The organism is Nocardia cerradoensis NBRC 101014, assembly GCF_000308535.1.
Taxonomy (GTDB): Bacteria; Actinomycetota; Actinomycetes; order Mycobacteriales; family Mycobacteriaceae; genus Nocardia; species Nocardia cerradoensis.
On the sequence record NZ_BAFW01000079.1, the window covers coordinates 17,361 to 42,127 of the forward strand.

Here is a 24,767-nt window from a genome sequence, read left to right on the forward strand (position 1 = left end):
ATCGGTGAGACAGCACCTGGGGGGATTCTCAGGTAGCAAGTCCGTCTCCCCAGAAAGGATTCGAGCCAGATGACGGTACTCGACTCGATTCTCGACGGGGTCCGCGCGGATGTGGCCGCTCGGGAAGCCCTCCTGGATTTCCAGGCCGTCAAGAAGGCCGCCGCCGCGGCCCCCTCGCCGCGCGATGCGCTCGCCGCACTGCACGCGGACGGGATCGGAGTCATCGCCGAGGTCAAGCGCGCCAGCCCCTCGAAGGGTGAGCTCGCCGACATCCCGGATCCGGCCAGCCTGGCGAAGTCCTACGAGGACGGTGGCGCGCGCATCATCAGCGTGCTCACCGAGGGCCGCCGCTTCCACGGCTCGCTCGACGATCTGGACGCCGTTCGCGCGGTCGTCGACGTGCCGATTCTGCGCAAGGACTTCGTCGTCGGCCCGTACCAGATCCACGAGGCCCGGGCGCACGGTGCGGACGTGATCCTGTTGATCGTGGCCGCCCTGGAACAGGATGTCCTGGCCTCGCTCATCGATCGGACCGAATCGCTGGGTATGACCGCGCTGGTCGAGGTGCACACCGAGGAGGAGGCCGACCGGGCACTGACCGCCGGCGCCTCGGTCATCGGCGTGAACGCCCGCAACCTGAAGACCCTCGAGGTCGATCGGGACGTCTTCGCCCGCATCGCGCCCGGACTACCCACCGAGGTCATCCGGATCGCCGAGTCCGGTGTGAGCGGCACCGCCGACCTGCTCGCCTACGCCGGCGCCGGCGCCGATGCGGTGCTGGTCGGTGAGAGCCTCGTGACCAGCGGTGATCCGCGTGCGGCCGTCTCCGAGCTGGTGACCGCCGGCACCCATCCGTCCTGCCCGCGTCCGCTGCGGCGGGGTGTCACCCGATGACCGGCGTGCACGAGCAGCTGCCCCAGGCCAGCGAGGGAGTCACCCATCGCAGCCACGAACCGGATATCGGTGGCCACTTCGGCGTCTACGGCGGCCGGCACGTGCCCGAGGCGCTGATGGCGGTGATCGAGGAGGTCTCCGCCGAATACGACAAGTCGCGCCTGGATCCCGATTTCCTGGCCGAACTCGACCGGCTGCAGCGCGATTACGCGGGCCGGCCCTCACCGGTCTTCGAATGCAAGCGGCTCTCCGAGCACGCCGGCGGCGCCCGCATCCTGCTCAAGCGCGAGGATCTGAACCACACCGGTTCGCACAAGATCAACAATGTGCTGGGCCAGGCGCTGCTCGCTCAGCGGATGGGCAAGACCCGCGTCATCGCCGAGACCGGCGCCGGTCAGCACGGCGTCGCCACCGCCACCGCCTGTGCGCTGCTCGGCCTCGAATGCGTGATCTACATGGGCGCGGTCGACACCGCCCGCCAAGCGCTCAACGTCGCGCGGATGCGGCTGCTGGGCGCCGAGGTGGTGTCGGTGACCACCGGCTCGCAGACGTTGAAGGACGCGATCAACGAGGCGCTACGCGATTGGGTCACCAATGCCTCGGAGACCTACTACTGCTTCGGCACCGCGGCCGGCCCGCATCCGTTCCCGCTGATGGTGCGCGACTTCCAGCGCATCGTCGGCTTGGAGGCGCGGGTGCAGGTACAGACGCAGACCGGGCGCCTTCCCGACGCCGTGGTGGCGTGCGTGGGCGGTGGCTCGAACGCGATCGGCATCTTCCACCCGTTCCTCGACGACGAGGGCGTGCGGCTGGTCGGCTACGAGGCGGCCGGTGACGGTGTCGAAACCGGAAGGCACGCAGCCACTTTCGCCGGTGGCCGCCCGGGTGCGTTCCAGGGCGCCTACTCGTACCTGCTGCAGGACGAGGACGGCCAGACCATCGAATCGCATTCCATCTCGGCCGGTTTGGACTATCCCGGCGTCGGACCCGAACACGCCTACCTCAAGGACATCGGCCGGGCCGAGTACCGGCCGATCACCGATGTCGAGGCGATGGACGCGCTGCTGCTGCTCTCGCGCACCGAAGGCATCATCCCGGCCATCGAATCGGCGCACGCGGTGGCCGGCGCGCTGCAGCTGGGCCGGGAATTGGGTTCGGGCGCAATCATTCTGGTGAATCTATCCGGACGTGGCGACAAGGACATGGATACCGCGGCGCGCTGGTTCGGCCTGTTCGACGACGCTGCCGCCCCGGAGGAGAATCGCTCGTGAGCCGTCTGGAATCGACCTTCGCGGCCAGCCGCGGCGAGGGCCGCGCCGCGCTGATCGGATATCTGCCCGCGGGCTACCCGGACCTGGCCGGATCCATCGACGTGTGCACCGCGATGGTCGAATCCGGTTGCGACATCATCGAAGTCGGTATCGCCTATTCCGATCCGGTGATGGACGGCCCCACCATCCAGGCCGCCACCGAGCAGGCCCTGCGCGGCGGGGTGCGCGTGCGTGACGTGTTCACCGTCGTCGAGGCGATCACCGCCGCCGGGGGCAACGCCGTGGTGATGACCTACTGGAATCCGGTGCTGCAGTACGGTGTCGACCGTTTCGCCCGCGATCTGGCCGCGGCCGGCGGGCTCGGGCTGATCACCCCCAACCTCATTCCCGAGGAGGCGGGGGAGTGGTTCGACGCCTCCCGCGCCCACGATCTGGACCGCATCTTCCTGGTCGCCCCGTCCTCGACGGAGGAGCGTCTGGTCAAGACCATCGAGGCCAGTAGTGGATTCCTCTACGCCGCCTCCACCATGGGCGTCACCGGCGCGCGCGACGCGGTGTCCTCGGCGGCCCCGGAACTGTGCGCGCGGGTGCGTGCCCACTCCGATATCCCGGTCGGTGTCGGCCTGGGTGTGCGCAGCGGTGCGCAGGCGGCCGAAATCGCTTCCTATGCCGACGGAGTCATCGTCGGTTCGGCGCTGGTGACGGCCGCGGGGCAGGGACTGGACCAGGTCCGGACGCTCACCGCGGAACTCGCCGAGGGCGTGCGTTCGGCGGCCGTCACCAGCTGATCGCCGACGCGAACTGGGCGGCGGGCGCACCCTCCGTTACGGTGGGGCCCGTGACTTTTCCAGTCCTGGCAGACGGCGTCGATGTGCACGGTGGGGCGGTACTGGCCTATATTCCCAGTCCGCCGCGAGGCGTATGGGATGTGGGGCCGTTCCCGCTGCGTGCCTATGCGATCTGCATCATCATCGGCATCATCGTCGCGATCTGGTGGGGTGAGCGGCGCTGGCGCGAGCGCGGCGGCGAGCCGGGCAAGGTGCTCGACGTCGCGATGTTCGCGGTGCCGTTCGGACTCGTCGGCGGCCGGCTCTACCACGTGGCCACCGACTGGGAGAAGTACTTCGGCGCCGGCGGGCATCCGATCAACGCGCTGAAGATCTGGGAGGGCGGCCTCGGTATCTGGGGCGCGGTGCTGCTCGGCGGCATCGGCGCCTGGATCGGCTGCCGGGTGTATCGAATTCCGTTGCCCGCCTTCGGCGATGCCATCGCCCCGGCGATTCTGCTCGCCCAGGCCATCGGGCGCCTCGGCAACTACTTCAATCAGGAACTCTACGGCCGCAAGACCGATCTGCCGTGGGGCCTCGAGATCTATCTGCGGTTCGACTCCGACGGCCGGCTGGACATGATGAACGGCGTCTCCACCGGCGTGGTGGAGAAGGTCGTGCAGCCGACCTTCCTCTACGAGCTGATCTGGAATCTGCTCGGCGTCCTGGTGCTGGTGGCGGTGGACAAACGCTGGCGGATCGGCCACGGCCGCCTGTTCGCGCTGTACGTGGCGATCTACACCTTCGGCCGCTTCTGGGTCGAGCTGCTGCGCGACGACGAGGCCACCCACATCTTCGGCATCCGGGTCAACTCCTACACCTCGGCGATCGTATTCCTGTGTGCTCTGGCGTATTTCGCCCTCGCCACCAAGGGCCGCGAAACCGCCGCGCAACTCGCCGCCGGCGGCGAGCGCCCCTGGCCCTGGCAGATCGGCGCCCTGCGCCGGCACGGCGCCGCCGGGCAGGAGTCCGCCGCGGCCGAGAGCACAGCTGCGGTCACGGCCGAGAAATCCGCCGGCGACGAGCTCGGCGAAGCCGCGAAGCCCGCGGACGATGGGAGCGCGGCCGGGAAGACCGTCGACGCGTCCGAGGCCGGGAAGACCGACGCGGGATCCGAGAAGGAGTCCTCGTCGGCGAAGCCGGAGGAATCGTCGGCGAAGCCGGCGCAATCGGCGGCGAAGCCGGAGACATCCGCCGAGTCCGACCCCGCGGACGCAAGTTCCGGATCCGGCGAATCGGACGACTCCACCGCCGGCCCGTCCGATTCGGCGGCGACCGGCAACGAACTGGATCCGCCCGCCGATGACAAGGATGCGGCCGGTGTCACCAGCGCCGGGAACAGCGAGCGGCAGGCCGAAGGCAAGTCGGGTAAGCCGGGCCGGAAGAAGGCGGACAAGAGCTGAGCGGGGCGACCGCTCGAACCAGGAGGACTTCGTGACCGACCCCTATCAGCCGCAGCCCGGCTACGGCCCGCAGTACGGTGCACCGGGTACCGGACCGGGGAATCCGGGCGGCTACGGCCCATCTGGCCCCTACGACGCGGGTGGCCAATCCGGCCCCTACGGCTACAGCCAGCCCTACGGCCAGCCCGCGGACCCGTACGCCCAGCCCTACGCTCCCGCCCCCGGCTATCCGCCCGCCCCCTACGGCATGGATCCGGAGGCGCCCTACGGGCGCAACATGTACGGCGAGCCGTTCTCGGACAAATCGAAACTCACCGCGGGGCTGCTGCAACTGTTCGTCGGCGGCCTCGGGATCGGCCGGTTCTACCTCGGCTACACCGGCATCGGCGTCGCCCAGCTGCTGGTCACGCTGTTCACCTGCGGGCTGGGCGGCATCTGGCCGTTCATCGACGCGATTCTGATCCTCACCGGCAAAGTTCGCGACCCGTACAACCGCCCCCTGCAGGAGTGACGACCATGCCGGGCAAATATGTGACGTGCGTCATATTTTCGTCGATTGACAGTGGCGGGTGTGCCGATCAGCGCCACCGCGGCGGCAGGACTAGGCTCGGTTCGTGATGCGACGGACAAAGATTGTGTGCACCCTCGGACCGGCCACCGCCACCGAGGACCGGATCCGTGAACTTGTCGACAGCGGCATGGACGTGGCCCGGTTGAATTTCAGTCACGGAGAACACGCCGATCACGCCGAGAACTATCACAAGGTGCGGCACGCCGCCGAGCAGATGGGCCGAGCGGTCGGCATTCTCGCCGACCTGCAGGGACCGAAGATCCGCTTGGGCCGATTCATCGACGGCCGCACCGTGTGGGCGACGGGCGAGGAGGTGCGGATCACGGTAGACGACGTGGAAGGCACCCACGATCGCGTCTCCACCACCTACAAACAACTATCCGAGGACGCCAAGGCCGGTGACCGCCTGCTCGTCGACGACGGCAAGGTCGGGCTGACCGTGGTTCGCGTCGAGGGCAACGACGTGGTGTGCCGTGTGACCGAGGGCGGTCCGGTCTCCAACAACAAGGGCGTCTCGCTGCCGGGTATGGACGTTTCCGTTCCGGCGTTGTCCGAGAAGGACATCGAGGATCTGGAATTCGCTCTGCGGCTCGGCGTGGACTTCATCGCCCTGTCGTTCGTGCGGTCGCCGTCGGACGTCGAGCTGGTCCACGACATCATGGATCGCGTCGGCCGCCGGGTGCCGGTGATCGGCAAACTCGAAAAGCCCGAAGCCATCGACAATCTCGAGGCGATCGTGCTCGCCTTCGACGCGATCATGGTGGCCCGTGGCGACCTCGGCGTCGAGCTGCCGCTCGAGCAGGTGCCGCTGGTGCAGAAGCGGTCGATCCAGATGGCAAGGGAGAACGCGAAACCCGTCATCGTCGCCACCCAGATGCTGGAGTCGATGATCGGCAACTCCCGCCCGACCCGCGCCGAGGCCTCCGATGTGGCCAACGCCGTGCTCGACGGCGCCGACGCGGTCATGCTCTCCGGTGAGACCTCGGTCGGCCAGTATCCGATCGAGACGGTGCGCACGATGGCGCGCATCGTGCACGCCGTGGAATCCGAATCCTCGACCCGGGTGCCGCCGCTGACCCACGTCCCGCGCACCAAGCGCGGCGTGATCTCCTACGCGGCCCGCGATATCGGCGAGCGGCTCAACGCCAAGGCGCTGGTGGCGTTCACCCAGTCCGGTGACACCGTGCGCCGGCTGGCCCGCCTGCACACCACGCTGCCGCTGCTGGCGTTCACCCCGCTGCCCGAGGTGCGCAGCCAGCTGGCGCTGACCTGGGGTGTGGAAACCTTCATCGTCCCGCCGGTCGGTACCACCGACGAGATGATCGGCCAGGTCGACAAGGAACTGCTGTCGCTGAATCGCTACGCCAAGGGCGACCTCGTGGTGATCGTGGCCGGCTCCCCGCCGGGAACCGTCGGCTCCACGAACCTGATCCACGTGCATCGCATCGGCGAGGAGGACCACTGAGGTGAGCGCATCACTGGGCGAATCGGTCGGCACCGGCCGCGAGAGCGGGGGCGATCTCGCCGTCCTGCTCGGCCTGCTCGAACTCGAGGAGATCGGCGAGGACGTCTTCCTCGGTCACCATCCGGAGAAGGTGTGGAGTCGCACCTTCGGCGGCCAGCTGGTGGCGCAGGCGATCATCGCGGCCGGTCGCACGGTCGGGCCGGGACGCCCGGTGCATGCGGTCAACGCGCATTTCGTGCGCGGCGGCGATGTGCGCAAACCGATCGAATACCGGGTCGAACGCCATCGTGACGGGCGTGCCTTCGCCAACCGCACGGTGACGGCGTATCAGGGCGACCAGGAGCTGTTCGTGATGCTGGCGGCGTTCCAGGACTGGGCCAAGGGCCTGGAACACGCCAGCCCGCAGCCGCAGGTGCCCGATCCGGACGGGCTGCCCCGGGTGGAGGAGTCCTTCTCCGGGTTCGAGGACAAACTGCAGATGTTCGTGCAGGCGCCGCATCCGATCGACATGCGCTACACCAACGATCCGGCGTGGATTCTCAAGGGCACCGGCGGCACCCTGAACCACAACCGCGTGTGGATGAAGGCCGACGGCGAACTGCCCGACGATCCGCTGATCCACGTTGCGACACTGGGCTATTCGTCCGACACCACGGTGCTGGATTCGATCATCACCACACACGGGTTGTCGTGGGGGCACGACCGGATCGTGGCCGCCACGGTGAACCATTCGATCTGGTTCCACCGTCCGTTCCGCTTCGACGATTGGGCCCTCTACGCGACGCAGTCACCGGTGGCCGCCGGTTCGCGCGGTCTGGCCACCGGTCACTTCTACTCGCGGGCCGGTGAGCTGCTGGCCACCGTCGTGCAGGAAGGCGTGATCAGGCACTTCCCGGCGCGCGGCAAGTAGCGTAGCGGCGTTCAGCGGCGTTCAGCGGCGTTCAGAGGCGTTCGCGGTTCTCGTCGAAGTCGTAGCTGTCGCGATGGAGCGCGGAGATCGTGTAGGGAATGGCGTCGGCGGTGGTGGCGATCCCGAGGACCAATCGATGCTCGAGTGCGGCCAAGCCGGATTCGGTCAGCTGATCGGGATCGCCCACCAGGCTGAGCGCGATCTCGTAGGTGCATCGCGAGCCGGGGTCGCGGTGGGGGTGTTCCAGGCGCCACTGCGTCTCCAGCACCGTGTGATCGGGCTGATCGGCGTCGACGGGCAGGGTGAAGCGCCAGGCGAAAACATCGTGCTCGGCGAGGTGGTCGTCGACCACGCAGCGCACGGTGTGCACGACGCGGTCGAGCGTTTCCGGTGTGACGTAAACATGGAGTGAAACATCCGAAATTCGTTTCGGCATGTCTGTGTCCTGTTCCGGTGTCGAACCATCGGCGTCGGCAGTTTCCGCGGGGAGTCTAACCCCGGATCCCGATCCGCGGGAGAGCGGCATGCCCGGCGCCGGATTGTTCAGGCGTGACGGCCGATTCGCACGGGTTCGATACCCCACGGCGGGGTCTCGATGCGCCCGCCGGGCAGCAGGACCAAACGGGGCCGGCCGGACGTCGTGCGCCCCGCGTCGCGATGAGCGTGCAGCGCGAGCAGCAGCGGAACCAGCGTCTCGGCGATCCGATCGCCGACGGCGCAGTACTTTTCGCTCGAGAGCCCGACCGGGTCGGCGATGTTCTCCCGCCCCACCAGTGCGAGATCGTTTCGGGCACTGTCGATGTGGGCGATCGTCCGAGCGCCGGAGACCTTCGCCACCCGATAGGCCTCGAGTAGCGTGAAGGTCCGGGACCGGGCATTCGGAACCAGGTCGATGATGTCGTCGCGGATCTGCTCGGTCATCGCGAGCACGAGATCCGCGCGCGCGACCATCTCCGGCTTCAACTTGCGTGCTGAGAAGTTGCCAGGATCCGCGCCGAGGCCCGTGATGGTCTGTGCCGCAAGGGGATCGACGCCGAAGCCGACGAGTGCGCGGGTGCCGGCGCTCTCGGCGGTCAGGTCGTCGAGACCGTGTTCGGCCGCGACGGCGCGGGTCAGACGTTCGGCGATCACCGAGCGGCAGACGTTGCCGGAGCAGACGAACAGGACGTGCATGACTGCTACGGTAGGTGGCCGCGGCCTCCGGCAGAAGCCGAGGACGGCCGAAAACCGCTGATTTCACGCGATGTTCAGCTGCCGGTAGCGAGTCGCGTTCGACCGTTTGCCGAATTGTCGCTGACCGGCTGCGCGAAGCTGACCGGATGCGCGAGGGCGTGGCGCTACGTCTGCCGGTCCGCCTCGGAACCGTCGGCGCCGGAAGCGCTTCGATAGTAGGAGGCTTCCTCGACGACCGGCGCGACCGTCGGTTCCGCGCCGAGGTGCGCGTTGTCCGCGCCGGCGCGGGCGGCGTTGTCCCGGGCCCGGCCGCGCGCGCTGAACAACGGTCCGCGCATCGTCCGGGTCGGGGCGAAGGCGCCCAGGCCGGTGGGTGTGGTCATATCGTCGTACATGGTGTCGATGCCGCCGCGCAGGAAGTAGGCCTCGTGCCAGAATCCGGTGCCGCCGGAGTCGCGCAGAAACCGCTGCCACCAGTCGCGGTGCGGCTGGGATCGGGTCCAGCGCTCCAGGCTGTCCAGGTCACGCCAGTATTGGCGGGCGCCCCAGTGTGGTGGGAACAGTGACCAGATGATGTCCTCGTGCCGCAGCAGCCCGTCGGGCCGATCATGATGGGAGCGATACAGTTTCGGCCCGAGGCCGAGCAGACGCAGCACCCCTCGCGGGGTCCGCACCCGCATTCCCAGATAGATCACCACCAGATCGGGATATCCCGAAAGATCCGCGGTGAGCCGGTTCACCCGCATACGCGCGACCTCCTCCTGCCCGGGGTCGTGTGCCCCACCCTACGCGTGTTCACGGGCTGTCCTACCGATTCGGTTCGATCGGTACGGCCGGTTTCGTCAGGGGGTTTCGGTGATCTCGCCGGGCTTGCAGTCCTTGTCGAACCACGGTGGCAGCGGTCCGTAGCGGCGAAGCATGGGAAACCGGCTCTTGCCGGGCAGGGTCCGGATCCAGTTCGATTCCCGGCCGTCGGGCGCGATGGGGCCGAACCGGAGGTCGATGGAACCGTCGGATTCGGTGCGGACCGTGCCGGACAGGCTCATGAGGCTGGGATGGGGGTTGTCGGTTCGGCCGGCCGCGTGCGGGCGGCGGTGTCGAGGATCGCGCGCAGGCGCGGGCCGGGCGCGAACGGGTGGCCGTGCCGGATTCCGATCGGTGCCGAGTGTGGGACTCGAACCCACACGTCCGTGAGGACAACGGTTTTTGAGACCGTCGCGTCTGCCAGTTCCGCCAACTCGGCGCACCGGGAGGAAATGATAGCCGGTGGGTGCCCAGGTTACCGAATCGGTCCAGCGCGGGCGGGTTCCCGCTGGGTAGATGGGTTGTCAGCGAAGGTGAACGGTACGCTTTAGGACACTCGGCTGTGCGTGGCCGGTGACAGGGTGGGACCGGAGGCGCACATCGGGTATCGGCATCGGAATATCGAGGGGTCTGTCTATGGGAACGAATGCAGGGGGCGCGGGCGCGAAGCAGGACGCGCCGGCTGCCGCGAAGCGTGTCGTGGTGGCCGAGGACGAGGCGCTCATCCGGATGGACCTTGTGGAGATGCTCTCCGAGGAGGGCTACCAGGTGGTGGGCGAGGCCGGTGACGGCCAGCAGGCGGTCGATCTGGCCGTGGAACTGCGCCCCGATCTGGTCATCATGGACGTGAAGATGCCGCGGCGCGACGGTATCGATGCCGCCGGTGAAATCGCCTCCAAACGTGTTGCGCCCGTGGTGATTCTGACCGCTTTCAGCCAGCGTGACCTGGTGGAGCGGGCACGCGACGCGGGTGCGATGGCCTATCTGGTGAAGCCGTTCACGAAATCGGATCTGGTGCCGGCGATCGAGTTGGCGGCCAGCCGTTTTCACGAGATCTCGGCGCTGGAGCAGGAGGTCGCGAACCTCTCCGACCGCCTGGAGACCCGCAAACTGGTCGAGCGCGCGAAGGGCGTGCTGATGCAGACGCAGGGGCTGTCGGAACCGCAGGCGTTCAAGTGGATCCAGCGCACCGCGATGGATCGCCGCACCACCATGAAGGCGGTCGCGGAGGTCGTCCTGGACAATCTCGCGCCGAAGTCCTGATCGCCGCTGCGCGGTCGGCCGCGCATCGGGTGCCGGCCGCGCCGGTCGAGCGTGGGCACGACACAGCCACCCGGTCCCGTGGGGCGGGTGTGGCGTGCGTGACAGCGGGCCGCCGGATCCGCGTGGGCGAATTCGAACGCGACACAGGCCGGTCCGTGCCCGGTGGCCGGGGATGTCGGTGCTTGTCCCTAGACTCTGTGCCGTGACTCCAGCCTCCACCGATCAGCGTCAGGGCAGTGTGTCGTCCACCACCGCCGCAGCGGCAGTGCCGAAAGCCGGCAGTACGGCGGCGGGTGCCCCCGGCGAGCGTCCCACGCTGTTGTTGCTGGACGGCCATTCCCTGGCCTACCGCGCCTTCTACGCGCTACCGGCGGAGAACTTCAAGACCGTCACCGGACAGACGACCAACGCCGTCTACGGCTTCACCGCCATGCTGATCAACCTGCTGCGCGACGAGCGGCCGACCCATGTGGCGGCGGCGTTCGACGTCAGCCGGAAGACCTTCCGGGTCGAGGCCTACCCGGAGTACAAGGCCAACCGCATCTCCACGCCCGACGAATTCCGCGGACAGGTGGAGATCACCCAGGAGGTGCTCGGCGCGCTCGGCATCCCGGTGATGGCCATCGAGGGCTACGAGGCCGACGACATCATCGCCACCCTCGCGACTCAGGCTGTGCCGCAAGGCTTCCGGGTGCTCATCGTCACCGGCGACCGCGATTCGCTGCAACTGGTCAACCCCGATGTCACCGTGCTGTACCCGAAGAAGGGCGTCTCCGAGCTCACCCGGTTCACACCGGAGGCGGTCGAGGAGAAGTACGGCCTGACCCCGGCCCAGTATCCGGATTTCGCGGCCCTGCGTGGCGACCCGAGCGACAATCTGCCCGGCATTCCGGGCGTGGGGGAGAAGACGGCGACCAAGTGGATTCGCGAATTCGGCGACCTGCCCGGTCTGGTGGAGCGGGTCGACGAGGTACGCGGCAAGGTGGGCGACGCGCTGCGCGCGAACCTGTCCAGTGTGGTGCTCAACCGGCAGCTCACCGAGATGGTCAAGGATGTTCCGCTGCCGTACACCCCGGAGCAGCTCGCCCAGCAGCCGTGGGATCGCGACAAGATCCACCGCCTGTTCGACGATCTCGAGTTCCGGGTGCTGCGGGACCGGCTGTTCGAGACGCTGGCGCCGCCGGAGCCGGAGGCCGAGAGCGGTTTCGAGATCAGCGGCGGCCCGGTCGCACCCGGCGCCGCCGCGGACTGGCTGGCCGAGCATGCGAAAGCCGGTGCACGCCACGGCGTTTCGATCGTGGGGACGACCACGCCCGTGCAGGGTGATGTGAAGGCGATCGCGATCGCCGCCGCCGACGGGGAGGGTGGCTACTTCGACGTGGTCGCGCTCGACCCCCGAGGACGAGCTCGCCATCGGTCGCTGGCTCGCCGACGCCGACGACCCGAAGGCCGTGCACGAGGCCAAGGCGGCCATCCACGCCCTGCGCGGGCGCGGCTGGCGGCTGGCCGGGCTCACCAGCGACACCGCGCTCGCGGCCTATCTGGTCCGGCCCGGGCAGCGCACCTTCAATCTCGACGATCTGTCGTTGCGGTACCTGTCGCGGGAGTTGCGGGTCGAAGCCGCCGAGGACGCCCAGCTGTCGCTGCTCGACGACGAGGACCAGGTCGACACCGAACTGGCCCAGGCCGAGATTTTGCGCGCCCGCGCCGTGGCCGACCTGGCCGAGGCGTTCGACACCGAACTCGACCGCATCGAATCCGTGCCGCTGCTCACCGAGATGGAACTGCCGCTGCTGGGTGTGCTGGCCGAACTCGAGCACGCCGGCATCGCCGTCGACTGCGACAAACTGGACGAGTTGCAGCGCGAATTCGCCGACCGGGTGGCCTCGGCCGCGGACGCGGCCTACGAGGTGATCGGTAAGCAGATCAACCTGGGTTCGCCGAAACAGTTGCAGGTGGTGCTGTTCGACGAGCTGGATATGCCCAAGACGAAGCGGACCAAGACCGGTTACACCACCGATGCCGACGCGCTCGAGTCGCTGTTCGAGAAGACCCAGCATCCCTTCCTCGAACATCTGCTGGCGCACCGCGACGCGACCCGCCTCAAGGTCACCGTGGACGGGCTGCTGAAGTCGGTCGCCGACGACGGCCGCATCCACACCACGTTCAACCAGACCATCGCCGCCACCGGCCGGTTGTCCTCGACCGAGCCGAATCTGCAGAACATCCCGATCCGCACCGACACGGGCCGGCGCATTCGCGACACCTTCGTCGTCGGCCCCGGCTACGAATCGCTGATGACGGCGGACTACAGCCAGATCGAGATGCGCATCATGGCGCACCTGTCCAAGGACGCGGGACTGATCGAGGCGTTCAACTCCGGCGAGGACCTGCACAGCTTCGTCGCGTCCAAGGCCTTCGACATCCCGATCGCCGATGTGCACCCCGAGATGCGCCGCCGGATCAAGGCGATGTCCTACGGCCTGGCCTACGGCTTGTCCGCGTACGGGCTCTCGCAGCAACTGCGGATCAGCGCCGAGGAGGCGAAGGCGCAGATGGAGGTCTACTTCTCCCGTTTCGGCGCGATTCGCGACTATCTGCGCGACGCGGTGGACCAGGCGCGCAAGGTCGGCTACACCGAGACGCTGTTCGGCCGTCGCCGCTATCTGCCCGACCTGGATTCCAGCAACCGCCAGCGTCGCGAGGCCGCCGAGCGGATGGCGCTCAACGCGCCCATCCAGGGCACCGCCGCCGACATCATCAAGGTCGCGATGATCAACACCCAGGCCGCCATCGCCGAGGCGGGTCTGCGTTCGCGCATGCTGCTGCAGATCCACGACGAACTCGTCTTCGAGGTCGCCGCGGGCGAGCGGGAGGCACTGGAATCGCTTGCCCGCGAACAGATGTCGAGCGCCATCGACCTGTCGGTTCCGCTCGAGGTCTCCGTCGGCGTGGGCCGCAGCTGGGACTCGGCCGCGCACTGATCGGGGCGCCGAGCGAGCCCGCTCACCCGTCGCCGCCGTGCTCGGAGCTGTGTGCGGAGGGGAGATCGGTGATCGCCGCGGTGTCGCACCGGGGATCCGCGCCGGTCGGCCCGCGCTCGACCGGCGGCATCGTAGGGTGGCGCGATGGGTGCATGGGACTGGGATCACAACGCTTTCTATCACCGGACGCTGCTACGACAGCTGCCGCAGCATTGTGAGCGGATCCTCGAAGTCGGTTGCGGGGCAGGCGCTTTGGCGGCCGAGCTGGCGCGGCGTGCCGACCGCGTCGACGCGGTGGACCGGTCGGCGGAGATGATCGAGGCCGCGCGCCGCGTCGTTCCGGACAATGTCGCCTGCGCGCAGGCCGACATACTCGGGCATCCGCTGCCGGAGGCCGCCTACGACGCCGTCGTATCGCTCACCACCCTCCATCACATGCCCCTCGAACAGGTGCTGCCGCGCCTCGCGCACACGCTGCGGCCGGGTGGGGTGCTCGCGGTGATCGCGCTGCCGCGGGCCGATCCACTGCGTGAACTGCCCGCCGAAGTCACGGCGGCACTCGCGCACCGCGCCTTCGGCCTCACTTTCGCGGCGCTGCGCGCAACGGGCCGCGGCACCTGGTACGCCCACGAACCCACGCATGCGGCGATGCCGGTCGTGCTCGATCCGCCACTCACCACGCGCGAGGTCGCTCGCCGGGCGCGCGACATCCTGCCGGGCGCGCGGGTGCGCCGACTGGTGTTCTGGCGCTATCTGTTGCGGTGGGACAAGCCCGGGCAACTGCGGTGACGACACGCCGAACCTGTCCGCGGCGCAACCTGTGGACCCGCTGTGGCCTGCGCGAATGCGGCGCTCACCACGGCACTGTCCGTTGGCATACCGTTCACTCGAAAATGTGACGAAGTTACTCGTTGGTTCCGCCGCAATATTGTTGCCATCGTCGCGACGAGTCCATATTCTCGAAGCCGTGCCGAATCCCGCCGCAAGCCACAGCGCCGCGCGCAACGTCGCCGACCGCGACCGCGTGGTGCGCCTTCCGCTTACCGCGATGGTGGCTGCGGCGCGACTTCTCGTAGTACCTCGCCGTAGCGGGAGCTGATTCGGACCGGCCCCCTCGCTGCGGCCGTTGACAAGTGTTTGCGCTGGTCCCCTTCTGTCATCCGACCAACGACAAAGCTTCGGGAAGACCTAGTCCAATGACGATCACTATCGATACACATGCCTTCATCGCGGCCGCGCCCAAGGGGCTGCGCGCCGAATCCGCCGACCTGACGCCCGCGGAGTTCTACGACCGCTACTGCGCGCACACCGGCCCGGTCAAGCTCAGCGACTGGGCGCGGGCCGAACAGCGGGCGACCTATACCGCCACCATCGAACTGGCCGGACATGCGCGGACCGTGGTGTCCGCGGGTAGCCCGGTCGCCGCGTTGACCTCGGCGCTCTACGACGAGGGCTACCCGGTGGAGATTCTGCAGTTCCACCAGCGGCGTACCGGCAGCGGCACCGCCACCTTCGTGCAGTGCGAATGCAACGGCCGTCGAGGCTGGGGCGCCGCGCTCGCCGGAGACGGACCGGAGTCGACGGTCCGGGCCATGATCGCCGGCCTCAACAAACTCGGGAACTGAGCCGAACTCGGCAACCGAGCCGACACGCGAAAAGGCCGGTGCCGCATCCCGTTTCGTGAGGAATCGGGATGCGGCACCGGTTCGGGCGGGTCAGCCCTGCTGCTGTTCGGCGAGTTGCTTGCGCACCTCTTCCATATCGAGCGCCTTCACCTGGGAGACCAGATCCTCGAGCGCGGCCGGCGGCAGTGCGCCCGGCTGCGCGAAGACCAGGACACCCTCGCGGAAGGCCATGATCGTGGGGATGGAGCGGATGTTGGCGGCGGCGGCGAGGCTCTGCTCGGCCTCGGTGTCGACCTTGCCGTGGACGACATCAGGATGCTGTTCCGAGGACGCCTCGAAAGTGGGCGCGAACGCCTTGCAGGGCCCGCACCAATCGGCCCAGAAATCGACGAGGACGACGTCGTTTCCGGTCACAATCTCGTCGAAGTTCTGCGCGGTCAGGGTCTGGGTGGCCATGGGTTCCTCTCGTGTCGTTGTCTGCGGTGCAACGCGGGACGCTGCGCATATCTTCCGTGCGGCCGGCGTCCGCGGCTCAACTGTGGTCCCCACCCCCTGGGGCGATCGGCCACTCGATCCGCCGATCACCGTCCCACCGCCGAATACCCACCACGGTAGCCGCAAAATCCCGCTCGGCGGCCACCGCGTCGATCGCCGCGGGCCAGTGCTCCGGTCTCACCCGTCGCGCCAGCGTCACATGCGGGGTCCACGCGTCCGGGCACATGTTCGCCGGAACGCCGGGACATGCGTCGACGACCGCCGCGATGCGCCGTTGCATCGTCAGCAGGTCCTCGGTGGGCACCACCAGCCGTACCAGAATCGGATGGCGGGCGCCGAATATCAGCAGCCCGCCGAGCCTGATCGGGAGTGGCTCGAACGGCAGGGCGGCCAGTGTCCTGTCCAGTCGCGGCCAGATCTCGCGGGCGACCGCGGCGCTGATGTGCGGCCGGTGTGGCGGTGTGGGACTGTGCATTCCGGCTTCGGCCAGCATGCGCCACTGCCGGCGAATCTCGGCCTCCGCCGCCTCGTCGAGCACCAACTCCACCGACTGCACCATGATTCAGGCCAACTTACGCGCGGGGATCGCGCGTGGGCGTCGATTACCCGACTTCGGCCGGCGGTCCCGGGCCCGCGGTGGGCTCGGTGACGCGCCACCCATAGGGTGACCCGGTGTGCCGGGCCGCGGACCGGCCGGGACGGGGTGCGAGCAGAGGAGTGAGCGCGGTGGATTCGCGGCGGGTGGTGCGGCTGGGGCTGATCGAGGGCGACGGCATCGGGCCGGAGGTGGTACAGGCGACCCGGGCGGTGGTGGACGAGGCGCTCGCCGCGGCCGGCGCGGCGACGCCCGAGTGGGTCGAACTGCCGATCGGGCATGCGGCCATCGCCGAATGCGGGGAACCCCTGCCGGAAACCACGCTGTCCGCTCTGGCCGATCTCGACGCCTGGATTCTCGGTCCGCACGACAACGTCTCCTACGCGCCGCACCACCGCGTCGGGGCTCCGCCGGGCGGGGCGATCCGCAAACGCTTCGGCCTGTACGCGAATATCCGCCCGGCTCGGACCTTTCCAGGGGTGCGGGCGGCCGCGACCGACATCGATCTGGTGATCGTGCGCGAGAACAGCGAGGGCTTCTACGCCGACCGCAACATGTTCGCCGGTTCGGGCGAATTCCGGCCCACCGCCGATGTGGCGATGGCCGTGGCCGTGATCACCCGGGCCGCCTGCGAACGCATCGCGCATCAGGCCTGTGCCCTCGCGGCCGCGCGGAGCGGCCGGTTGACGATCGTGCACAAGGCGAATGTGCTGCCGATGACGATGGGTCTGTTCCGCGACGTGTGCTGGGAGGTGGCGGCCGGCTACTCGGGCGTCGAGGTGAACGACGAACATGTCGACGCCGCGGCGGCCCATCTGGTCCGGGCGCCCGGTGACTACGACGTCCTGGTGACCGAGAACCTGTTCGGCGACATACTTTCCGACCTCGCGGGGGAGCTCGCCGGTTCGCTGGGCCTGGCCGCCTCGCTGAACTGCTCGGCCGACAAGGCGATGGCGCAGGCGGTGCACGGCGCGGCCCCCGCGCTGGCGGGACGCAACCGCGCGAATCCGGGCGCCCTGCAACTGTCGGCCGCGATGCTGCTGCGCTGGCTGGGCACCCGGGACGGCGATCCGGCACTGCTCGGCGCGGGCGACCGGATCGAGCGGGCGGTGGCGGCGACCCTGGCGGCCGGTATCGCCACCGCCGACCTCGGCGGACTGGCCTCGACCAGTGAATTCACCGAGCAGGTCCGGGCCCGCGTGCATCGCCGATGAATCGGCGTGTACCCCTGCCGCCGGTCGCGGCGCGCATTAACCTTCGGTAACCGACCGGCGCATCCTGTGCCGATCGCCTAGATTTCCGAATGGCTGCATTGCTACACGGCGACCCGCCCGCGGGGGCGGGTCGCGCGAATACGGAGGGCCGCGTGTCAGTTCGACTCGGCGCCCGCGGGTACATCCTGCGAGCCGCGTGCGTGATCGTCGGTGCGGCGGTGCTGGCGGCGGGATGTGCGGACAACACCGAGGACGAATCGCCGAAGGTGCCCAAGGTGCCGGTGACGAAGGTCGAGTCGATCGCGGCGCAGCTGCCGCCGAAGATCGCGCAGGCGGGACGGCTCGTGGTCGGTGTGAACGTTCCGTATCAGCCCAACGAGTACCGGGATCCGCATACCGGGCAGATCATCGGATTCGACGTCGACCTGATGGACGCGGTCGCGGGCGTGCTCGGTGTGCGCGCCGACTATCAGGAAGCCGACTTCGAGAAGATCATCCCCGCGATCGAGGCCGGCACCGTCGATGTGGGCATGTCGTCGTTCACCGACAACCTGACGCGGGAGAAGACCGTCGATTTCGTCGACTACTTCTCCGCCGGTATCCAGTGGGCACAGCGCAAGGGCCGTCCCGTCGATCCGAACAATGCCTGCGGCAAGAAGGTCGCGGTGCAGCGGACCACCACCGAGGACATCGACGAGATCCCGGCGAAATCGAAGGCCTGCACCGATGCCGGCAAGCCCGAGATCCACAAGATGTCCTACGACGAACAGAGTGCGGCGGCCACCGCGCTGGTCCTCGGCCAGGTCGACGCCATGTCCGCCGACTCCCCGGTCACCGCGTACGCGATCAAGCGCAATCCCGACACCATCGAGGCCGCGGGCCCGGTGTTCGAGGCCGAACCCTACGGCTGGCCGGTGCCGAAGGGCTCGCCGCTGGCCCCGGTGCTGCAAGCGGCGCTGCAGCATCTGATCGATTCCGGCGTCTATCGCACCATCGCGCAGAACTGGGGCGTGGAGGCCGGAGCGATCACCACGTCGGTCATCAACGGCGCGAAAGGCTGAGTGCACATGTCCGCGCAACCCCCCGCCGGCTCGCAGGCCGGGCCGCCCGAGGCATCGATGCCGGAGCCGATCGAGGCCGTACCGCTGCGGCGGCCGGGACGCTGGATCGCGGCGGCGGTGCTGCTGATCCTGCTCGGGCTGTTCGTCTACGGCGCCGCCACCAATCCGGCCTACCGCTGGGACACCTACTGGAAGTATCTGTTCGATCGGCGGATATCCGAGGGCGCGGTGGTCACCCTCGAACTGACCGTGCTGGCGATGGCGATCGGCGTCGTGCTCGGTGTGATGCTCGCGGTGATGCGGCTGTCGCCCAATCCGGTGCTGCGGTCGGTGTCGTGGGTGTATCTGTGGATCTTCCGCGGCACTCCGGTGTATATCCAGCTCGTCTTCTGGGGCCTGTTCCCGGCGCTGTACAAATCGATCCAGCTCGGAATCCCGTTCGGCGGGCCCAGTTTCGTGCACTGGGATGTGCAGGACTGGTCGCAGCCGTTCATCTTCGCGATGATCGGCCTGGGACTGAACGAGGCCGCCTATATGGCCGAGATCGTGCGTGCCGGAGTCAATTCGGTGGGTGAGGGGCAGCGCGAGGCGTCGGTGGCGCTGGGCATGTCGTGGGGCCAGACCATGCGGCGCACGGTGTTGCCGCAGGCGATGCGGGTGATCATCCCGCCCACCGGCAACGAGCTGATCTCCATGTTGAAGACCACCTCACTGGTCACCGCGATCCCGCTGACCACCGATCTGTACGGTCGCGCCCGCGATATCTACGGCATCAACTTCCAGCCGATCCCGCTGCTGCTGGTCAGCGCGACCTGGTATCTGGCGATCACCAGTGTGCTGATGGTCGGCCAGTTCTATCTCGAGCGGTACTACTCGCGCGGGGTGACGCGGCAGCTGACCGGCCGCCAGCTGCGCGCGCTGGCCACCACCCAGCAGACCACGGAGGCCGGTAAATGAGCAGCGCCACGGCGGCTTCGGCCGATGTCCCGATGATCCGCGCCGAGCGGGTGTGCAAGAACTTCGGCGCGCTGCAGGTGTTGCAGGGTGTGTCGCTCGAGGTCGCGCGCGGGCAGGTGATGTGCCTGATCGGCCCGTCCGGCTCCGGCAAGTCGACCTTTCTGCGCTGTATCAACCATCTGGAACGGGTGAACGCCGGGCGGCTCTACGTCGACGGCGATCTGGTCGGCTATCGCGAGCGCGGCGGCAAACTCTACGAACTGCGTCCGCGGGAGTCGGCACGCCAGCGCCGCGACGTCGGCATGGTGTTCCAGCATTTCAACCTGTTCCCGCATCGCACCGCGCTGGCGAATGTGGTCGAGGCGCCGATTCATGTGAAGAAGATCTCCCGCTCCCAGGCGGTCGCTCGCGCTCGGGAACTGCTCGATCGAGTCGGCTTGGCGGACAAGGCCGATGCCTATCCCGCGCAGCTGTCGGGCGGCCAGCAGCAGCGCGTCGCCATCGCCCGCGCCTTGGCGATGGATCCGAAGCTGATGCTGTTCGACGAGCCCACCTCCGCCCTGGATCCCGAACTGGTCGGCGAAGTCCTCACGGTCATGCGCGAATTGGCGCAATCGGGCATGACGATGGTCGTCGTCACGCACGAAATGGGTTTCGCCCGCGAGGTCGCCGACCAGCTGGTGTTCATGGACGGGGGAGTGGTGGTGGAGGCCGGGAATCCGCGCGAGATGCTGGCGAATCCGCAACACGAGCGAACCCAGGCCTTCCTGTCCCGAATCCTGTAGGAAACGAGGCTCAGTCCTCGTCGAAAGCCGTTGCGCGCGCAACCTTTTCCCATTCGACGATGTCGGCGCGCACGGAGTCCAGGTGGCCGAGCAGGGTGTCGACCGAATCGCTGCCCAGCGGCAGCCGCAGCGGGGTGCGCTCGGCCTCGAGGGCGGCGCGGATGGCGGCGGCGGCCTTGGCCGGATCGCCGGGCTGGGTGCCGTCGCCGCTCTCGATCATGCGGCGGGTCTTGCCCGCGGTGTCGGCATAGGCGTCGGATTCGGCGCTGAAATAGGCTGCGCCGGAACCGAACAGGCCGGTGCGGAAGGCGCCGGGCTCCACGACGAGCACCCGGATGCCGAACGGCGCCACCTCGTCGGCCAGCGCCTCCGACAGGCCTTCCAGCGCGAATTTGGTGGCGCTGTAGGCGGAGAAACCGGCGAACGACATCTGGCCGCCCACACTGCTCATCATCACGATCGCTCCGCTGCCCTGGGCGCGCATCTGCGGCAGGACGGCGCGGGTGAGGGCGGCGGGACCGAAGACGTGCAGGTCGAAAAGGTCCCGCAATTCCCGGTCGGTGGTTTCCTCCACCGCGCCGACCTGGGTGCGCCCGGCATTGTTGACCAGCACGTCGATGCGGCCGTAGCGGGCGATCACATCGGCGACCACCGCGTCGACGCGGGCGGTGTCGGTGACGTCGAGCGCGACGGCCTCGATGCGATCGGGGTGGGCGGCGACCAGATCGTCCAGCGCCGCGGTGCGGCGGGCGACCGCGACGACGATATCGCCGGCGTCGATCGCGTCCTGGGCGATCGCGCGGCCGAAACCGCTACTGGCGCCGGTGATCAGCCAGACCTTGCCTGTGCTCACGGAAACTCTCCTCGATAGTTCTGGGTACGAGAGAAATCCTTGCCTGTCCCCAGTGGTGGAGTCCAAGACCTTTCGCTATAACCATGGGTTATGGATGTGCACGGACGGGATCTGCGGTACTTCGTCGCCGTCGCCGACGAACTGAACTTCACCCGTGCGGCCGAGGCCCTGTTCATCTCCCAGCCCGCGCTGTCGAAGCAGATCCGCGCCCTGGAACGCCGGATCGGGGCGCCGCTGTTCGATCGCGACGGCAGGGCGGTCCGCCTCACCCCGGTGGGCCGGACGTTGCTGCCGCATGCGCGAAAGCTGCTGGCGGACTGGGATATCGCACGTGCCGACGTGGAAGCCGCGAAGGCCGGCCAGCATGCCACCGTGACCATCGGGATCAGTACCAGCCCGGGGCGCGGTTTACTCCCGGCCGTGCGGTCCCGGTTCGCCACCGCCTTCCCGCACGCGAAACCCGCACTGCGCCAGCTGAGTTGGTCCGATCCGACCGCCGGACTGGCCGATGCGGGCACCGATGTCGCCTTCGTGTGGCTGCCACTGGCCCAGCCGGACCGCTACGACTGGATCGTGGTGGCACGCGAACCGCGCATGGTGGCGCTACCCGAAAACCACCCTCTCGCAGCACATTCGGTGGTGGATTTCGCAGACCTGCTCGATGAACCGTTCCTCGCCCTGCCGGAGTCGGCGGCCGAGTTGCGCGACTACTGGCTGGCCGTCGACGCGCGGGGCGGCCGCGCCCCGATCATCGGGGCGGTGATCTCCAGCACCGAGGAAACCTACGAGGCACTGCTGAACGGTGACGGTGTGGTGCTCCTCGCGGCGGGCAATGTTCCGCTCATCGCCCACGAGGGTGTGGTGGCCCGCGAAGTACGCGGTATCGGCCCGAGCGAACTGGCGCTGGCGTGGCGGCGCGGCGACTCCCGCCCGCTCGTCCGCGGATATATCGACGCGTGCCGCTCGGCGGTCGGCGCCGGATGAGCCGTCGGCGGGCGCGAGCGGCTCGGCTCGCGGCCGTGGTCGCCGGATCGGGGCGTCGTCGCGCCGGGCCCGAGTCGGCGGACGCCTCGGGTTCCAGGGGCCGGCATGCGCGTGCACGGTCTCATCGGTGCGCCGCCTTCCGGCGGCCCAGGGCGATCCGCAACTGCCCGAGCAGTACCTTCGCGGCCGACGCCGCCGGTCGATCCGAACGCCAGACCAGGCCGAGCTGTCCGTGCATCGCCGGGTCGGTGATCTCGATCATCCGGACTCCCGCGGCCTCGGCTTGGGCGGCGCCGAGGGCCGGAACCACGGCGATTCCCAGTCCACCGGCCGCCAGTTGAACGAGCAGCGGCGGCGCGGCGGCCTCGAACTCGATCCTCGGAGTGAATCCAGCGGCGGCACAGCAACGTTCGAGCACGCCGCGAATCCCGGTGCCACGCGGCAGGCAGATCAGGGAGCGCTCGCGCAACTCGGCCAGCGCGATCCGCGATCCGAATTCGTGGTCGTCGCGCGCCACGGCCGCGGCCAGGCGCGTCTCGAAGACGACGTCGACGGCCAGGCGTTCGTCGAGTTCCGCGCCGGTCAGCCCGACCAGGGCGATATCGAGTTCGCCGTGAGTGAGCGCCGCGAGCATCCGCTCCGTGGTGTCCTCGGTGAGGGTGATGCCGACCTGCGGATGGTCCCGATGGAACGCCGACAGGACCGTCGCGACGTCGAACTCCTCGGTCGCCGCCCCGGAGATCAGGCCGATCCGGACCTGTCCTCGCAACAATCCGGTGAACTCGTCGACGGTGAACGAGATCTGTTGTGCCGCAGCCAACGCCGATTGTGCGTACGGCAGCACGGCGGCACCGGCGGCGGTCAGTGTCACGGTGCGTCCCGACCGGTCCAGCAGCGGCTGACCCAGTTCCCGTTCCAGCTGCCGGATCTGTGCCGAGAGACCGGGCTGGGCCAGATGCAGCCGCTGAGCCGCCCGGGTGAAATTCGCCTCCTCGGCGACGGTGACGAAGTAGCGCAACTGCCGCAGTTCCATAACTGTTAATTCTAGTATCGAGAAGAACTATCTGTTTTACTTCTCGTTTGCCCGACGGCAGAGTTCAGGGCATGACGAACTCGACCTTCCCCGCCGAACTGCCCACCGTCACCGGCCCGGTCTTCCGCCCGGGTGCGGACGGCTACGACGCCGAGGTTTCCGGCTTCCAGACCGCCTACACGCACCGGCCGGATCTGGTCGTCGGCGCGGTGCACGCCGAGGATGTGCGCGCGGCCGTGGAATTCGCCGCTCGGCACGGGCTGCCCGTCGCTGTTCAGGCGACCGGCCACGGGCTCTCGGTGCCGGCCGTGGGCGGTGTGCTGATCAGCACGCGCCGCATGACCGACGTGCGCGTCGATCCGGAAGCCCGCACCGCCTGGGTGGCCGCCGGTGTGCAGGCCGAGGCGCTGATCGCGGCGGCGGTCGCGCACGGTCTGGCGCCACTGAACGGCTCCTCGCCCTCGGTCGGCGTGGTCGGCTATCACCTCGGTGGCGGGCTCGGCATTCTGGCGCGCACCTTCGGCTACGCCGCCGACCGCGTCCGCGTCCTGGAACTGGTGACGGCCGACGGGCGGCTGCGCCGCCTCACACCGGGTGACGAATTGTTCGGTGCCGCACTGGGTTCCGGCGGCAACTTCGGTGTAGTGACGGGTATGGAACTCGAACTGTTCCCGATCGCCGAGGTCTACGGCGGACAACTCACCTTCGACACCCCGCTGGTCGAACCCGCGCTCGAGGCGTGGCGGCAGTGGACCGCCGAGGTCCCCGAGGAGATGACCTCGGCGATCACCATGATGACGATGCCCGACGTCCCGGTGATTCCGGAACCGCTGCGCGGGCGCTATCTGGCCACCGTCAACATCGCCTTCACCGGGTCGGCCGCCGACGGTGAGCGGCTGGTCCGGCCGCTGCGCGAGGTGGGCGCCCGGATCGCCGACGATCTGCGGACCATGCCCTACCGCGACACGCACGGCATCTACCGGGACCCGAATTTCCCGCACGCCTATACCGCGACCAATGCCCTGCTGTCGGATCTGACCGCGGATGCGGCGTCGGCTTTCCTCGATGTCACCGGCCCCGAGGCGCCGGTCGCGGCGGTGGCGGGCTTCCGCCATCTCGGCGGTGCGCTGCGCCGCCCCGGTCCGGCGGGTATCGCGATGGATCACCGGGAGGCCGAATACAACGCACGCGTCATCACGATGCCGAACTCGGACGGCCCCGATCTGCGGGGTTACCACGACCTGGTCGCGAAGACGTTGGCGCCGTGGACGATCGGCCACAATCTGAACTTCCTGTACGGCGCCGGGGAGTGGGCCGACGAGAACCAGACCCGCGCCGGATACGCGGCGCGGACCTACGACCGGCTGCGAGCGCTGAAGTCCGCATACGACCCGGCCAACCTGTTCCGTTTCAACCGCAACATCCGGCCGGTCTGACCCGCTCCGCCCCCGGCCCTTGTCGCGGGGAGTATCGCTGCGCTATCGTCGTGATATCACTTCAATATTGGGAGGATGTCATGTCGCTGCGTCCGGCCTTCCGGCTGAACGGGTTCTTGATGCTGTTGGTGCTGCTGGTGGTCGGCACCGCCGGACTGATCGGC

The 24,767-nt window shown here is 68.6% G+C and carries 24 protein-coding genes, 1 tRNA gene and 1 pseudogene; 17 read left to right on the plus strand and 9 right to left on the minus strand.

What is annotated here, in order from left to right; genetic code table 11:
- The first annotated feature begins 69 nt into the window (after window positions 1-69).
- The 7 genes from trpC to ON23_RS09335 all read left to right on the plus strand — a co-directional run bounded on the left by trpC (window position 70) and on the right by ON23_RS09335 (window position 7,341).
- Window positions 70-894, plus strand: coding sequence for an indole-3-glycerol phosphate synthase TrpC (gene trpC / locus ON23_RS09305; protein ID WP_039777532.1), 825 nt, complete (start codon window positions 70-72; stop codon window positions 892-894).
- A complete protein-coding gene (gene trpB, locus ON23_RS09310) occupies window positions 891-2,165 on the plus strand; it encodes a tryptophan synthase subunit beta (RefSeq protein ID WP_039777534.1) in 1,275 nt (424 codons plus the stop codon). The genes trpC and trpB overlap by 4 nt, the downstream gene beginning before the upstream one ends.
- The gene (gene trpA / locus ON23_RS09315) at window positions 2,162-2,953 is read left to right on the plus strand and encodes a tryptophan synthase subunit alpha (protein ID WP_039777535.1); all 792 of its coding nucleotides are present in this window, start codon (window positions 2,162-2,164) and stop codon (window positions 2,951-2,953) included. Before trpB ends, trpA begins: the two co-directional genes overlap by 4 nt.
- A 50-nt stretch (window positions 2,954-3,003) precedes the next feature.
- A complete protein-coding gene (gene lgt, locus ON23_RS36780) occupies window positions 3,004-4,395 on the plus strand; it encodes a prolipoprotein diacylglyceryl transferase (protein ID WP_083903800.1) in 1,392 nt (463 codons plus the stop codon).
- 31 nt (window positions 4,396-4,426) lie between these two features.
- A complete protein-coding gene (locus tag ON23_RS09325; RefSeq protein WP_039777536.1) occupies window positions 4,427-4,906 on the plus strand; it encodes a TM2 domain-containing protein in 480 nt (159 codons plus the stop codon).
- A 103-nt stretch (window positions 4,907-5,009) separates the two neighbouring features.
- Window positions 5,010-6,431 carry a pyruvate kinase gene (pyk, locus tag ON23_RS09330; protein ID WP_083903802.1) on the plus strand — a complete coding sequence of 474 codons (1,422 nt, stop codon included), beginning with the start codon at window positions 5,010-5,012 and terminating at the stop codon, window positions 6,429-6,431.
- 1 nt (window position 6,432) lies between these two features.
- The gene (locus ON23_RS09335; protein ID WP_051042298.1) at window positions 6,433-7,341 is read left to right on the plus strand and encodes an acyl-CoA thioesterase; all 909 of its coding nucleotides are present in this window, start codon (window positions 6,433-6,435) and stop codon (window positions 7,339-7,341) included.
- A gap of 31 nt (window positions 7,342-7,372) precedes the next feature.
- Here the strand turns inward: ON23_RS09335 and ON23_RS09340 are convergent, their stop codons facing one another.
- The 5 genes from ON23_RS09340 to ON23_RS09360 form a co-directional block, all read right to left on the minus strand.
- A complete protein-coding gene (locus ON23_RS09340; RefSeq protein WP_039777537.1) occupies window positions 7,373-7,777 on the minus strand; it encodes a hypothetical protein in 405 nt (134 codons plus the stop codon).
- 107 nt (window positions 7,778-7,884) lie between these two features.
- On the minus strand, window positions 7,885-8,514 hold the full coding sequence (locus tag ON23_RS09345) for an arsenate reductase/protein-tyrosine-phosphatase family protein (RefSeq protein ID WP_039777539.1): 630 nt from the start codon (window positions 8,512-8,514) through the stop codon (window positions 7,885-7,887).
- A gap of 164 nt (window positions 8,515-8,678) precedes the next feature.
- On the minus strand, window positions 8,679-9,260 hold the full coding sequence (locus tag ON23_RS09350; protein WP_051042300.1) for a phenylacetaldoxime dehydratase family protein: 582 nt from the start codon (window positions 9,258-9,260) through the stop codon (window positions 8,679-8,681).
- Between the two features lie 96 nt (window positions 9,261-9,356).
- Window positions 9,357-9,560 (minus strand): DUF1214 domain-containing protein, encoded by a 204-nt coding sequence (locus ON23_RS09355; RefSeq protein WP_039777540.1) that lies wholly within the window; start codon window positions 9,558-9,560, stop codon window positions 9,357-9,359.
- Window positions 9,561-9,673: 113 nt separating this feature from the next.
- A tRNA-Leu gene (locus ON23_RS09360) sits at window positions 9,674-9,757 on the minus strand.
- A gap of 197 nt (window positions 9,758-9,954) precedes the next feature.
- Here ON23_RS09360 and ON23_RS09365 point away from each other — a divergent pair.
- The 4 genes and pseudogenes from ON23_RS09365 to ON23_RS09385 all read left to right on the plus strand — a co-directional run bounded on the left by ON23_RS09365 (window position 9,955) and on the right by ON23_RS09385 (window position 15,190).
- Window positions 9,955-10,581 carry an ANTAR domain-containing response regulator gene (locus ON23_RS09365; RefSeq protein WP_036500534.1) on the plus strand — a complete coding sequence of 209 codons (627 nt, stop codon included), beginning with the start codon at window positions 9,955-9,957 and terminating at the stop codon, window positions 10,579-10,581.
- A gap of 172 nt (window positions 10,582-10,753) precedes the next feature.
- Window positions 10,754-13,565, plus strand: a pseudogene (gene polA, locus ON23_RS35845) (DNA polymerase I).
- Between the two features lie 144 nt (window positions 13,566-13,709).
- Window positions 13,710-14,354 carry a class I SAM-dependent methyltransferase gene (locus tag ON23_RS09380; RefSeq protein WP_039777543.1) on the plus strand — a complete coding sequence of 215 codons (645 nt, stop codon included), beginning with the start codon at window positions 13,710-13,712 and terminating at the stop codon, window positions 14,352-14,354.
- 407 nt (window positions 14,355-14,761) lie between these two features.
- Window positions 14,762-15,190, plus strand: a complete 429-nt coding sequence (locus ON23_RS09385) for a 2-isopropylmalate synthase (RefSeq protein ID WP_039777544.1) — start codon at window positions 14,762-14,764, stop codon at window positions 15,188-15,190.
- Window positions 15,191-15,280: 90 nt separating this feature from the next.
- Here the strand turns inward: ON23_RS09385 and trxA are convergent, their stop codons facing one another.
- Both trxA and ON23_RS09395 read right to left on the minus strand, forming a co-directional pair.
- Window positions 15,281-15,646: a thioredoxin gene (gene trxA, locus ON23_RS09390; RefSeq protein WP_030514619.1), complete on the minus strand. Its 366-nt coding sequence runs from the start codon at window positions 15,644-15,646 to the stop codon at window positions 15,281-15,283.
- A gap of 76 nt (window positions 15,647-15,722) precedes the next feature.
- Window positions 15,723-16,244, minus strand: a complete 522-nt coding sequence (locus tag ON23_RS09395; protein ID WP_039777545.1) for a 2'-5' RNA ligase family protein — start codon at window positions 16,242-16,244, stop codon at window positions 15,723-15,725.
- Window positions 16,245-16,411: 167 nt separating this feature from the next.
- Between ON23_RS09395 and ON23_RS09400 the strand changes: the two genes are divergently transcribed.
- The 4 genes from ON23_RS09400 (at window position 16,412) to ON23_RS09415 (ending at window position 20,297) form a co-directional block, all read left to right on the plus strand.
- Window positions 16,412-17,494 carry an isocitrate/isopropylmalate dehydrogenase family protein gene (locus ON23_RS09400; RefSeq protein ID WP_039777566.1) on the plus strand — a complete coding sequence of 361 codons (1,083 nt, stop codon included), beginning with the start codon at window positions 16,412-16,414 and terminating at the stop codon, window positions 17,492-17,494.
- A 152-nt stretch (window positions 17,495-17,646) separates the two neighbouring features.
- Window positions 17,647-18,555, plus strand: a complete 909-nt coding sequence (locus ON23_RS09405; protein WP_245555922.1) for an ABC transporter substrate-binding protein — start codon at window positions 17,647-17,649, stop codon at window positions 18,553-18,555.
- Window positions 18,556-18,561: 6 nt separating this feature from the next.
- On the plus strand, window positions 18,562-19,512 hold the full coding sequence (locus tag ON23_RS09410) for an amino acid ABC transporter permease (protein ID WP_039777569.1): 951 nt from the start codon (window positions 18,562-18,564) through the stop codon (window positions 19,510-19,512).
- On the plus strand, window positions 19,509-20,297 hold the full coding sequence (locus tag ON23_RS09415) for an amino acid ABC transporter ATP-binding protein (protein WP_083903804.1): 789 nt from the start codon (window positions 19,509-19,511) through the stop codon (window positions 20,295-20,297). The genes ON23_RS09410 and ON23_RS09415 overlap by 4 nt, the downstream gene beginning before the upstream one ends.
- A gap of 10 nt (window positions 20,298-20,307) precedes the next feature.
- Here ON23_RS09415 and ON23_RS09420 read toward each other — a convergent pair whose 3' ends face one another.
- Window positions 20,308-21,150 (minus strand): oxidoreductase, encoded by an 843-nt coding sequence (locus ON23_RS09420; protein WP_039777547.1) that lies wholly within the window; start codon window positions 21,148-21,150, stop codon window positions 20,308-20,310.
- 90 nt (window positions 21,151-21,240) lie between these two features.
- Here ON23_RS09420 and ON23_RS09425 point away from each other — a divergent pair, with 90 nt between their 5' ends.
- Window positions 21,241-22,134 (plus strand): LysR family transcriptional regulator, encoded by an 894-nt coding sequence (locus ON23_RS09425; protein ID WP_039777548.1) that lies wholly within the window; start codon window positions 21,241-21,243, stop codon window positions 22,132-22,134.
- 121 nt (window positions 22,135-22,255) lie between these two features.
- On the opposite strand, the gene ON23_RS09430 is transcribed toward ON23_RS09425, so the two are convergent.
- Window positions 22,256-23,167 carry a LysR family transcriptional regulator gene (locus ON23_RS09430; protein ID WP_039777549.1) on the minus strand — a complete coding sequence of 304 codons (912 nt, stop codon included), beginning with the start codon at window positions 23,165-23,167 and terminating at the stop codon, window positions 22,256-22,258.
- 71 nt (window positions 23,168-23,238) lie between these two features.
- On the opposite strand from ON23_RS09430, the gene ON23_RS09435 reads away from it, so the two are divergent.
- Window positions 23,239-24,603 carry an FAD-binding oxidoreductase gene (locus ON23_RS09435; protein WP_039777551.1) on the plus strand — a complete coding sequence of 455 codons (1,365 nt, stop codon included), beginning with the start codon at window positions 23,239-23,241 and terminating at the stop codon, window positions 24,601-24,603.
- The last annotated feature ends 164 nt before the right edge of the window (window positions 24,604-24,767 follow it).